General features: G+C 71.7%; 2 protein-coding genes. Both read right to left on the bottom strand.

All coding sequences use genetic code 11. The features are described 5' to 3' along the window. The coding region (locus tag ACFY93_RS16200; RefSeq protein WP_391358630.1) for an SDR family NAD(P)-dependent oxidoreductase at nucleotides 1-8,384 on the bottom strand (8,384 nt) is incomplete at its 3' end. 90 nt (nucleotides 8,385-8,474) lie between these two features. Further along, nucleotides 8,475-13,469, bottom strand: coding sequence for a type I polyketide synthase (locus tag ACFY93_RS16195; protein ID WP_391358627.1), 4,995 nt, complete (start codon nucleotides 13,467-13,469; stop codon nucleotides 8,475-8,477). Between the last annotated feature and the right edge of the window lie 11 nt (nucleotides 13,470-13,480).

Raw genomic sequence — 13,480 nt, 5'->3', positions numbered from 1 at the left:
CTCACCACACCCTGCGCATGCAGAAGCCAGCCGGTACCGTCCTCCCCACCCGCCGTCTCCACCCGCGAGTGCACCGAGACCGCACGCGCCCCACCCTCGTCCGCAGCCCCCACCGCAACCTGAATCTGCACCGCACCACGCCCCGGCAGAACCAAAGGCGCCTGAAGGGTCAGCTCCTCCAACAGGCCGCAGCCGACCTGGTCGCCCGCGCGGATCGCCAACTCCACGAACCCGGTGCCCGGCAGCAGAACCCGGCCCAGCACATCGTGGTCGGCGATCCACCCGTGAGTGTCGGCCGAGAGCCTTCCGGTGAGGACGGCTCCGTCGGTGTCGGCGAGGGCGACCGCAGCACCGAGCAGCGGATGCTCGGCCGCACGCAGGCCGGCCGCCGAGATGTCCACGGCCTCGCCTCCGTACCAGGAGTCCGCCATGTACTCGCGTGTCCCCAGCCAGTAGCGCTCGCGCTGGAAGGCGTACGTGGGCAGGTCGACGCGCTGGGCGCCCCGGCCCGCGTAGAACGCCGGCCAGTCGACCTCACCGCCCGAGGCGAAGACCTGCGCGAGTGCGCTGACGGCGGTGGTGTCCTCGGCACGGACCTTGCGCAGCAGCGCGGAGAAGGTGCAGTCGTCGCCCTCCACGGACTGCTGGGCGAGCGCGGTCAGCACGGCATCGGGGCCGCACTCGACGAAGCGGGTGACGCCCTGGGCGCGAAGGGCCTGCACGCCGTCGGCGAACCGTACGGCCTCACGGACATGGCGCACCCAGTAGCCCGGGGCGCGCAGCTCCTCGGCGGACGCAACGGCACCGGTCAGGTTCGAGACCACGGGGATCGACGGATCGGCATACGTGAGCGAGTCGGCGACCGCACGGAACTCGGCCAGCATCGGCTCCATCAACGGAGAATGGAACGCATGGGACACCCGAAGCCGGGTCGTCTTCCGCCCCAGCCCCGCGAAGTGCTCCTCAATGACGCCCACAGCTGCTGCCGTGCCCGAAACCACCACGGACGACGGCCCGTTGACCGCCGCGAGACCCACCTCGTCATCCAGGAGCGACAGAACCTCGTCCTCCGTCGCCTGGACGGCGAGCATCGCCCCGCCCTCCGGCAACGCCTGCATCAACCGGCCCCGCGCCGCCACCAAAGCAGCCGCGTCCTTCAACGACCACACACCAGCCACATACGCTGCGACCAGCTCACCGATCGAATGCCCAGCCACAAAGTCCGGCCGCACACCCCACGACTCCACCAACCGGAACAACGCCGTCTCCACCGCAAACAACCCCGCCTGGGCATAGGCAGTCTGGTTCAGCAGCTCAGCGTCCTCGCCCCACACCACCTCCCGCAACGACCGCCCCAGCAACGGATCCAACTCGCCACACACCGCATCGAACGCGGCAGCGAAGACAGGGAACGCGGCATACAACTCCCGCCCCATCCCCAGCCGCTGACTCCCCTGCCCGGTGAACAGCACCGCGGTACGGCCACCCGGACGAGCCCGGCCCACCAACGCCCCGCCACGACCCTCCGCGACAGCCGCCAGCCCCGCCAACAGCTCATCGCGGCCCCGCCCGACAACCACGGCCCGATGCTCCAGCACCGACCGCGTCGTCACACACGAGAAACCGACATCCGTCACCGAAAGACCCGGACGCTCCGCGACCCACCCAGCCAGCCGCTCCGCCTGCCCCGCCACCGCCTCCACAGCCCGCGCCGACACCACCACCGGCACCACCGACGACCCGACCGCCGGGGACACGGACTCCGCAGACGGAGCCTCCGCCCCCTCCGGCGCCTCCTCCACGATCACGTGCGCGTTCGTACCGCTGAGCCCGAAGGACGAGATGCCCGCGCGCCGGTTGCGGCCCGTCCGGGGCCAGTCCCGGGCCTCGGTCAGCAGTTCCACCGCGCCCGCCTCCCAGTCCACGTTGGGCGTGGGAGCGTCCACGTGCAGGGTCTTCGGCAGGACACCGTGGCGCATGGCCATGACCATCTTGATGATGCCCGCGACGCCCGCCGCCGCCTGCGTGTGCCCCATGTTCGACTTGATGGAGCCCAGCCACAGCGGCCGGTCCTCCGCGCGTCCCTGCCCATACGTCGCCAGCAGCGCCTGCGCCTCGATCGGGTCACCCAGCGTCGTCCCCGTACCGTGCGCCTCGACCGCGTCGACATCCGCTGCCGACAAGCCCGCCCCGGCGAGGGCCTGACGGATGACCCGTTGTTGCGACGGCCCGTTGGGAGCGGTCAGGCCGTTGCTCGCGCCGTCCTGGTTGATGGCACTGCCCCGGACGACGGCGAGCACCTGGTGGCCGTTGCGACGCGCGTCCGACAACCGCTCCACCAGGAGCATGCCGATGCCCTCGCCCCAGCCCGTGCCGTCCGTGGACGCGGCGAACGACCGGCAGCGACCGTCCGAGGCCAGACCGCGCTGCCTGCTGAACTCGACGAACACCTCGGGCGTGGCCATCACCGCGACGCCACCGGCCAGGGCCAGGGAGCATTCGCCCGAGCGGAGCGCCTGGACGGCGAGGTGCAGGGCGACCAGCGACGACGAGCACGCCGTGTCCACCGTCACCGCGGGCCCCTCGAGGCCGAACACGTACGACACCCGACCGGAGGCGATGGCGCCGGTGCTGTTGTTGGCCGCGTAGTCGTGGTACATCATTCCGGCGAACACGCCGGTGGGGCTGCCCTTGAGAGTGGCCGGGTCGATACCCGCCCGCTCGAACGTCTCCCAGGTGGTCTCCAGCAGCAGTCGCTGCTGCGGGTCCATCACCAGGGCCTCGTTCGGACTGATCCCGAAGAACGCGGGGTCGAAGGTGTCCGCGTCGTGGAGGAAGCCGCCCTCGCGGGTGTATGTGGTGTTGGGCCGTTCGCCGCTGGGGTCGTAGACCTGCTCGACGTTCCAGCCGCGGTTGACCGGGAACTCCGACACCGCGTCGACGCCGTCGGCCACCAGCCGCCACAGATCCTCCGGGGAGGCCACACCCCCGGGGTAGCGGCACGCCATACCGACGATCGCGATCGGCTCGTCGTCGGAGGCGAGAACGGGGGCGACGGAGGTGAGGTCCTCCTTGGCACCGGCCACCTGCTCCAGCAGATGGCCGGCCAGGGCCTCCGGGGTCGGGTAGTCGAACACGAGGGTGGCCGGGAGCCTCATGCCGACCGCTTCGCCGACGGCGTTGCGGAACTCCACAGCGGTGAGCGAGTCGAATCCGAGATCCTGGAAGGCCCTGCCGGGTTCCACGGCCCGCGGGCCGGTGTGACCGAGCACCGAGGCCACCCTGCCCAGCACCAACTCGAGCAGTACGTCCTGCCATTCGGCCTCCGGCAGGGCGGCCAGCCTGCGGCGCAGCGCTCCCGACCCGTCTGATCCGCCGGAGGAACTGCGCCGTCGTGACACCGGCACCAGGGCGCGGAACACGAGGGGCAGGTCGTCGCCCTGTGCGCGCAGTGCGGGCACGTCGATCCCGGCGGGGACGAGCAGCGGTTCGCCGGTGGCGTGGGCGGTGTCGAAGAGGGCGAGGCCCTCCTCAGGCGTCAGGGCGTGCATACCGGTCTGGGAGATCCTCGACCGGCCGGTGCCGTCCAGGCTGTCGGCCATGCCCCCGGACTGCTCCCACAGACCCCAGGCAAGGGACTGTCCCGCGAGTCCGCGGGCGCGGCGATGGGTCGCGAGGGCGTCGAGGAAGGCGTTGGCCGCGGCGTAGTTTCCCTGGCCTGGAGCGCCCAGGACACCGGCGGCCGAGGAGAACATCACGAACATGGAGAGGTCCATGTCCGACGTGAGTTCGTGCAGGTGGAGCGCGGCGTCCACCTTGGGACGCAGTACCGTGTCCAGGCGTGCGGGGGTGAGCGACCCGAGCACGCCGTCGTCCAGTACGCCGGCCGTGTGGACGACGCCGGTCAGCCGCACGCCGTCGAGCAGTTCGGCGAGTGCGTGGCGGTCCGCCACGTCGCAGGCCCGCAGGTCGACCTCGGCGCCCAGCCCGGACAGTTCGGCGCACAGTTCGGCGGCGCCGGGGGCGGACATCCCGCTGCGACTGGTCAGCAGCAGGCTCCGTACGCCGTGCTCGGTCACGAGGTGCCGGGCGAACAAGGCTCCCAGCGAACCGGTGGCCCCCGTGATCAGCACCGTGCCCGCAGGGGTGGCGCCGTCGGTACGCGCGCTCACGACGGCTCTGGTCAGCCGGGCGGCGTGCGGCACTCCCCCGCGTACGACGAGCTGGGGTTCGCCCGTCGCCACGGTGGTCGCGACGAGCGTGTCGAGGTCGACGGCGTCGTCCGTGTCCACCAGGACGATCCGGTCCGGGTTCTCGGACTGTGCGGCACGGGCCAGGCCCCACACCGACGCCGCCGCGAGGTCCGTGACGTCCTCCCCGGCAAGACCGACGGCGCCCCGGGTGACGATCAACAGCCGGGAGCGGGCGAAGGAGTCATCCGCGATCCATGCCTGCAGCACCTCGAGCACGTGGTGCGCGGCGTCGTGGACGGCACTGGCACCAACACCGGCACCGGCACCGGCACCGGCACCGGCCGGGGACGCTCCGACGCCGCCGGTGGCGGTCTCGCAGCGCAGTACGACGGCCTCCGGCACGACGGCCGTCGCGGCGGTGTCCGCTGTGGTGGACGGACCCGTCACGTCGGCGACCTCGTCCCACAGCCGCCACGGCACGCGGGACGTCTCCGTGGTCGGCAGCGGGGACCAGTCCAGCTTGAAGAGCGACTCGCCGTGGGCCGAGGCCGCCGCCGCCAGTTGCTCGGCCGAGATGGGCCGCAGAGCCAGCGAGTCCACGGACGCCACGAGCCGGCCGTCCGTGTCCGTCACCTCGACGGTCACGGTGCCGGACCCCTTCGCCGCCAGGCGAACCCGTACGTGGGAGGCGCCCGCCGCGTGCAGGGTCACCCCCGACCACGAGAACGGCAGCGCTCCCTGCTCACCGATGGCCCCGGTGAAGACCGCCGCGTGCAGACAGGCGTCCAGTACGGCGGGGTGCAGTGCGAACCGCTCCGCACCCGTACGGGCCTGCTCCGCGAGGACGACCTCGGCGTACACCTCTCCGCCATCAGCCGACGTCCACACGGAGTCGAGGCCCCGGAACACCGGCCCGTAGGCCATCCCCGCTTCCGCGAACCCCTCGTACAGTCCGCGCAGTTCGACGGACTGGGCACCGGCCGGCGGCCACTGCGCCGCGTCCTGCGGGGCCGGCTCGGCCGCCCGCCGTCCGGCCGGGGTCAGCATGCCCGCAGCGTGCCGCGTCCACGGAAGGTCGGCGGACGTGTCCTGGAGGCGGGAGTGCACCGTGACAGGACGCGCGCCGGCCGCGTCCGCCGCGCCGACCGTGACCTGAACCTGTACACCGCCGTGCTGGGGAAGCACCAGCGGCGCCTCCAGCGTCAGCTCCTCGATCACGTCGCAGCCGACCTGGTCGCCCGCCCGGATCGCCAGCTCCACGAAGCCGGTCCCGGGGAACAGCACCGTCTCCCCCACCACATGGTCGGCAAGCCACGGCTGGGTGCCCGTGGACAGCCGGCCGGTGAGCACAACCCCGTCAGTGTCGGCGAGCGTGACCGTGGCACCGAGCAACGGATGCTCGGTGGCGTCGAGCCCGGCGGACGTGACGTCGGCGGTACCGGCTTGCGCGTCGATCCAGTAGCGCTCGCGCTGGAAGGCGTACGTGGGCAGGTCGACGCGCTGGGCACCCCGGCCCGCGTAGAACGCCGCCCAGTCGACATCGCCGCCCGACGCGAAGACCTGCGCGAGTGCGCTGACGGCGGTGGTGCCTTCGTCACGGGCCTTACGCAGCAGCGCGGAGAAGGTGCAGTCGTCGCCCTCCACGGACTGCTGGGCGAGCGCGGTCAGCACGGCATCGGGGCCGCACTCGACGAAGCGGGTGACGCCCTGGGCGCGAAGGGCCTGCACGCCGTCGGCGAACCGTACGGCCTCACGGACATGGCGCACCCAGTAGCCCGGGTCACGCAGTTCCTCGGCGGACGCAACGGCACCCGTCAGGTTCGAGACGACCGGGATCGACGGATCGGAGTATGTGAGCGAGTCGGCGACCGCACGGAACTCAGCCAGCATCGGCTCCATCAGCGGCGAATGGAAGGCGTGCGACACCCGAAGCCGGGTCGTCTTCCGCCCCAGCCCCGCGAAATGCTCCTCGACGACGTCCACAGCACCTGTAGTGCCGGAAACCACCACGGACGAGAACCCGTTGACGGCCGCGAGACCTACTTCAGCGTTCAGCAGCGGTGTGATGTCCTCTTCGGTCGCCTGGACGGCGAGCATCGCCCCGCCCTCCGGCAACGCCTGCATCAACCGGCCCCGCGCCGCCACCAGCACAGCCGCATCCTTCAACGACCACACACCAGCAACATGCGCCGCGACCAGCTCACCGATCGAATGCCCAGCCACAAAGTCCGGCCGCACACCCCACGACTCCACCAACCGGAACAACGCCGTCTCCACCGCAAACAACCCCGCCTGAGCGAAGACAGTCCGGTTCAACAGCCCGGCATCCTCACCCCACACCACCTCCCGCAACGACCGCCCCAGCAACGGATCCAACTCCGCACACACAGCATCGAACGCGGCAGCGAACGTCGGGAACGCGGCATACAACTCCCGGCCCATCCCCAGCCGCTGACTCCCCTGACCCGTGAACAGCACCGCCGTCAGACCGTCCGAGACCACACCCCGCACCACACCGGCAGCCGGCTCACCCGCAGCCACCGCCGCCACACCGCGCAGCAACTCCTCACGGCCCGCACCCACCACCACCGCACGCCGCTCCAACGCGGCCCGCGACATCGCCAGCGAGAACCCCACATCGACCGCCGACAACCCCTCACGCTCACCCATGAAGGCGTGGAGGCGCTCCGCCTGTGCGTGGAGACCGCCCGTGTCGCGACCGGAGACGGGCCACAGGAGCGGCCCCGCGTCGGTCGGCTCCGCCGGTGCCGTGCCGTCCTCGTCCGGTGTCTCGTCCGGCGTCGTGTCGGGGGCCTGTTCCAGGATGATGTGCGCGTTGGTGCCGCTGACACCGAAGGAGGAGACGCCCGCGCGGCGCGGGTGCTCCCGCTCGGGCCAGTCGACGGGCTCGGTGAGCAGCCGTACGCTGCCCGCCGACCAGTCGATGTGGGTGGAAGGCTGGTCCACATGGAGGGTGCGGGGCATGTGGCCGTGGCGGATCGCCATGACCATCTTGATGATGCCGCCCACCCCGGCCGCCGCCTGGGCATGGCCCATGTTCGACTTGATGGAGCCCAGCCACAGCGGCCGGTCCTCCGCGCGTCCCTGCCCATACGTCGCCAGCAGCGCCTGCGCCTCGATCGGGTCACCCAGCGTCGTCCCCGTACCGTGCCCCTCGACGACGTCGATCTGGGACGCGGGCACCTGGGCGGCGGCGAGGGCCTGGCGGATGACCCGTTGTTGCGAGGGGCCGTTGGGTGCGGTGAGGCCGTTGCTCGCGCCGTCCTGGTTGATGGCGCTGCCGCGGACGACGGCGAGGACGGGGTGGCCGTTGCGGCGGGCGTCCGACAGCCGCTCCACCAGCAGGACACCGGCGCCCTCGGCCCAGCCGGTGCCGTCCGCCGCCTCCGCGAACGCCTTGCACCGGCCGTCCGGTGCCAGGCCGCGCTGGCGGCTGAAGGCGATGAACGGGGAGGGGGTGGACATCACCATGACGCCACCGGCGAGCGCCATGGTGCACTCGCCCTGGCGCAGGGCCTGGCAGGCGAGGTGGAGGGCGACCAGCGACGACGAGCACGCCGTGTCGACCGTGACGGCGGGTCCTTCGAGTCCGAGTACGTAGGAGACGCGGCCGGAGATGACCGCCGCCGAACCGGCCGTGGTCATGTAGGCCTCGGCGAGTTCGGGCGCCGCGTCCAGGAGTGCCTGGTAGTCCTGAATGCCTGATCCGGCGAAGACGCCGATCTGCCGGCCCCGGACCGAGGAGGGGTCGACACCGGCTCGTTCGAACGCCTCCCAGGCCACCTCCAGCATGAGCCGCTGCTGCGGGTCCATGGCCTGCGCCTCGCGCGGGCTGATCCCGAAGAAGCCGGGGTCGAAGTCGCCGGCGTCGTGGACGAAGCCGCCTTCCCGGACGTAGCTGGTGCCGGGCTGGTCCGCGTCCTGTCCGTGCAGCCGGCCGGTGTCCCAGCCACGGTCGGTGGGGAACTCCGAGACGGCGTCGCGTCCTTCGGCGACGAGTTGCCAGAGTTCCTCGGGGGTGGTGACACCGCCGGGGTAGCGGCAGCTCATCGCCACGATCGCGATCGGCTCCTGCTCCTGGCTCTCGACCTCCTGCAGGCGTCGCCGAGTCTGGTGGAGGTCAGCGGTGACGCGCTTGAGATAGTCGAGAAGCTTCTCGTCGTTCGCCATCTCAGTCTCTCCGAGTCATCTGGTGTGAAAAGCCGGTCGCGTGTCTCGACGGGCCGGTCGCATGGGGGAAAGGGCCGGTCACGCGCCTGCTCAGGCGAGGCCGAGTTCTTTGTCGATGAAGTCGAAGACATCGTCGGCGGAGGCGGACTCCAGCTTCTGGCCGACATCCGGGCCGCCGTCGGTCTCGACGCCGAGGATGTCGGTGAGCCTCGCCGTGAGGTTCTGCAGCCGGGAGATCACCCGGGTCCGCTCGATCTCACCGGGGTCGAGTCCGGCCGCCGCCGCTTCGAAGCGGTCCAGCTCGGCGAGGAGCGGGAGGCTTTGTGTTCCTTCCTCCGGGGCGAGCTCCCCGAGCAGGAAGTCGGCCAGGGCGGCCGGATTGGCGTAGTCGAAGACCATGGTGCTGGGCAGTTTCCTGCCGGTGGCCGTGCTGAGCCGTCCCCTGAGGTCGACGGCCGAGACGGAGTCGAAGCCCAGGTCGTCGAAGGCCCGTTTGAGGTCCAGGGCCGCGGGATCGTCGTAGCCGAGCAGGGCCGCCACATGCGTACGGACGAGTTCCTGGAGGGAGCGGCTCTGTTCGGTCCGGGACATGGCGCTCAGCCGGGTGGTCAGCTCCGACGCGCCGGACCCGGACTGCTCGTCCTCGCCGCCTCCGGCGAGGACGGAGCGCACGTCGGGGATGGCGTCGAGCAGGGGCCGGGGGCGGGCGAGGGTGTAGGCGGGGACGAAGCGGGACCAGTCGAAGTCCGCGACGACGAGGTGGCTCTCGTCCCGGTCGAGCGCCTGCCGGAGCGCCCCGATGGCCGTGCCGGGGGCCATCGCGGGGGCGCCGATACGGCGCATCAGCGCGCTCAGTTCCTCGTCGACCATGCCGGACTCCCACGAACCCCAGGCGACGGAGATGGCCGTGCGTCCCAGTGCGCGGCGCCGGTGGGCCAGCCCGTCGAGGAAGGCGTTGGAAGCGCCGTACGCGGCCTGGCCGCCGCTGCCCCAGACCGCGGCGCCGGAGGAGAAGAGCACGAACGCGTCCAGTGGACGGTCCCCCAGGAGCTCGTCCAGGTGGGCGGCACCGAGGATCTTTGCCCTGCCGACCTCGGCGAACTCGTCGAGATCCAGCTCGGACAGCGGGGCGATGCGCTGCGGCAGGCCGGCGGCGTGGACGACGGCCGTCAGGGGTGGTTCGGCGGGCAGGGACTCCAGCAGGCCGGCCACGGCGGCACGGTCGGCGACGTCGCAGGCGGCGATCGTCACCTGAGCACCCAGGGACTCCAGCTCCTTCGCCAGAGTCCCGGCGCCCTCGGCAGCGGGTCCACGGCGGCTGGTGAGCACCAAGTGCCGGGCGCCGTCCGCGGCGAGCATCCGGGCCACATGGGCGCCGAGTCCGCCGGTGCCACCGGTGACGAGGACCGTTCCCGGGGTGGGGCGGTGCCGGGCACGGTCACGGTCACGAGCCGGGGCGGTGGACGTTCCTCCCCCGCTCGGCGCGGCCTTGCCGTCCGTCTCCAGCGGGGCGCGCATCATGCGGCGTGCGAACACACCGTGCGGGCGGATGGCCACCTGGTCCTCGCCGTCAGCGGCGTGCAGCACGCCGTAGAGGCGTTCGGCCGTCCGCTCGTCGACCTGGACGGGGACGTCGATCATGCCGCCCCAGCCCTTCGGATGGTCGAGGCCCAGACCCGCGCCGAGGCCCCACAGGGCGGACTGCATGGGGCTGATCACCTCGGCCGGGTCGTCGACGGCCACGGCGCCACTGGTGACACACCAGAGGGGCGCGGTCACCTCGGCGTCGCCCCACGCCTGTGCCAGGGCGATCGTCGCCGCGCCTCCTTGGGTGAGGGCGGCGTGCACCGGGTGCGGGCGGTCATCGAGACCGAGGAGCGACAGTACGCCGCGTACGTTCCCGCGGGACGCTTCGGTGCGCAACCGCTCGGTCAGTGCGGCCCGGTCGGCATCGGTCACTTCGATCGGCACCACGGGCGCGGTCCCCGTGGCCGTCAGCGCCTCCACGATCCGTGCGGCAGAGGAACCGGTCTGGTCCCCGGCGGGCACGGCCACCAGCCAGGCCCCCGCGTCGTCACCGGAGGACTCCCCGCTCGGCGCGGCGAACGCCACGCCATCCATGGGGCGCCACACCACCCGATAGCGCCAGGAATCCAGCAGGGCGGCCTCCCGCCGAGCGCGTCGCCAGGTCGCCAACGCGGGGAGTACGGGGCTGAGTTCAGCAGCGGACACGTCGAGTTCCCCGGCCAGCGACCGGCTGTCCTCCCGTTCCACCGCGTCCCAGAAGGCGGCGTCCACGGCATCGGCGCCGGTTCCCTCTATGGGCGTGGGCGTGCTCGACACGGAGCCGCGTTCCTGTTCGGCCCCGACGGTTGCCGACCAGTAGCGGCGGCGCTGGAAGGCGTAGGTGGGCAGGTCGACGCGCTGGGCACCCCGGCCCGCGTAGAACGCCGGCCAATCGACGCGAGCGCCCGACGCGAAGACCTGCGCCAGCGCGGTGACGGCGGTGGTGTCCTCGGCACGGCCCTTGCGCAGCAGCGCGGCGAACGCGAAATCCTCGTCGCCTTCGAGGGTCTGCTGGGCGAGCGCGGTCAGCACCGCGTCCGGGCCACACTCGACGAAGCGGGTGACGCCCTGGGCGCGAAGGGCCTGCACGCCGTCGGCGAACCGTACGGCCTCACGGACATGGCGCACCCAGTAGCCCGGGTCACGCAGCTCAGCGGCGGACGCCACGGCACCGGTCAGGTTCGAGACGACCGGGATCGACGGATCGGCATACGTGAGCGAGTCGGCGACCGCACGGAACTCGGCCAGCATCGGCTCCATCAACGGCGAATGGAACGCATGGGATACCCGAAGCCGAGTCGTCTTCCGCCCCAGCCCCGCGAAGTGCTCCTCAATGACGCCCACAGCAGCCGCCGCGCCCGAAACCACCACGGACGACGGCCCGTTGACCGCAGCGAGACCCACCTCGTCATCCAGGAGCGACAGAACCTCGTCCTCCGTCGCCTGGACGGCGAGCATCGCCCCGCCCTCCGGCAACGCCTGCATCAACCGGCCCCGCGCCGCCACCAACGCAGCCGCATCCTTCAACGACCACACACCAGCAACATGCGCCGCGACCAGCTCACCGATCGAATGCCCAGCCACAAAGTCCGGCCGCACACCCCACGACTCCACCAACCGGAACAACGCCGTCTCCACCGCAAACAACCCCGCCTGAGCGAAGACAGTCCGGTTCAACAGCCCGGCATCCTCACCCCACACCACCTCACGCAACGAACGCCCCAGCAACGGATCCAACTCGCCACACACAGCATCGAACGCGGCAGCGAACGTCGGGAACGCGGCATACAACTCCCGGCCCATCCCCAGCCGCTGACTCCCCTGACCCGTGAACAGCACCGCCGTCAGACCATCCGAGACCACACCCCGCACCACACCGGCAGCCGGCTCACCCGCAGCCACCGCCGCCACACCGCGCAGCAACTCCTCACGGCCCGCACCCACCACCACCGCACGCCGCTCCAACGCGGCCCGCGACATCGCCAGCGAGAACCCCACATCGACCGCCGACAACCCCTCACGCTCACCCACGTAGGCGTCGAGGCGCTCCGCCTGTGCCGACAGTGCCTCCGCACCGCGTGCCGACAGCACCCACGGCACGACCTGGGACGCCACGGCCGGACTGGCGGCCTCACCCGGGTCGCCGGGCGCCTCGGCCGGTGTCTCGGCGGGCGCCTCCTCCACGATCACGTGGGCGTTCGTACCGCTGAGGCCGAACGACGAGATGCCGGCCCGCCGGGGATGGCCGCTGTCGGGCCAGGCGATCTGCTCGGTGAGGAGGGCGATGTTGCCCGCGGTCCAGTCGACGTTGGAGCTGGGGGCGTCCACGTGCAGGGTCTTCGGCAGGACCCCGTTGCGGATCGCCATGACCATCTTGATGATGCCGCTGACCCCGGCCGCCGCCTGCGCGTGCCCGATGTTCGACTTGATCGAACCCAGCCACAGGGGCTGGTCCGCCGGACGGTCCTGCCCGTACGTCGCCAGCAGCGCCTGCGCCTCGATCGGGTCACCCAGCGTCGTCCCCGTACCGTGCGCCTCGACCGCGTCCACCTGGTCGGCGGAGAGCTGGGCGGTGGCCAGCGCCTGCCGGATGACGCGCTGTTGGGACGGGCCGTTCGGGGCGGTCAAGCCGTTGCTGGCACCGTCGGAGTTGACCGCGCTGCCGCGGACGACGGCGAGGACGGGGTGGCCGTAGCGACGCGCGTCCGACAGCCGCTCCACGAGAAGCATGCCGATGCCCTCGCCCCAGCCCGTGCCGTCCGCCGCCTCGGCGAACGCCTTGCAGCGGCCGTCCGGCGCCAGTCCGCGATCCTGGCTGAAGCCGACGAACGACACCGGCGTGGCCATCACGGTCACGCCACCGGCGAGTGCCAGGGAGCAGTCGCCCGCGCGCAGGGCCTGGATGGCCCAGTGCAGGGCGACCAGGGAGGACGAGCAGGCCGTGTCGACGGTGACCGCGGGTCCCTCCAGGCCGAGGGTGTAGGCGATCCGGCCGGAGGCGACGCTGGCGAGGGCGCCGGTGCCGCTGTCGGCGGAGTAGTCGTGGTAGACGACACCGGCGAAAACACCGGTGCGGCTTCCCTTCAGCGACAGTGGGTCGATGCCGGCCCGTTCGAAGGCCTCCCAGGACGTTTCCAGCAGCAGCCGCTGCTGCGGGTCGGTCTCCCGGGCCTCCCTCGGACTGATCTTGAAGAAGTCGGCGTCGAACTGGGCGGCGTCGTGCAGGAAACCGCCCTCACGGGAGTACGTCTTGCCGGGCGTCGCGGGCTCGGGGTCATACAGGTTCTCGATGTCCCAGCCCCGGTCGGTGGGGAAGAAGGAGATGCCGTCCGACCCCGTGGCCACCAGGTTCCACAGATCCTCCGGCGAGCTGATTCCGCCGGGGTAGCGACAGCTCATGGCGACGATCGCGATCGGCTCGTGCTGCCTGTCCTCCGTCTCGCGCAGGCGCCGCTTGGTCTGTTGGAGGTCCGACGTGGCCCGCCTGAGGTATTCGCGGAGCTTCTCGTCGTTGCCCATCTGCGCCTCTG

This window comes from Streptomyces sp. NPDC008313 (genome assembly GCF_042956125.1).
GTDB lineage: Bacteria > Actinomycetota > Actinomycetes > Streptomycetales > Streptomycetaceae > Streptomyces.
Note: the sequence above shows the minus strand (reverse complement) of the source record. Positions and strands in the feature narration are given on the sequence as shown.

Bases quoted from the DNA above. Each gene is read 5' to 3' on its own strand.
- ACFY93_RS16195 (WP_391358627.1), bottom strand. From the start codon at position 13,469: ATGGGCAACGACGAGAAGCTCCGCGAATACCTCAGGCGGGCCACGTCG.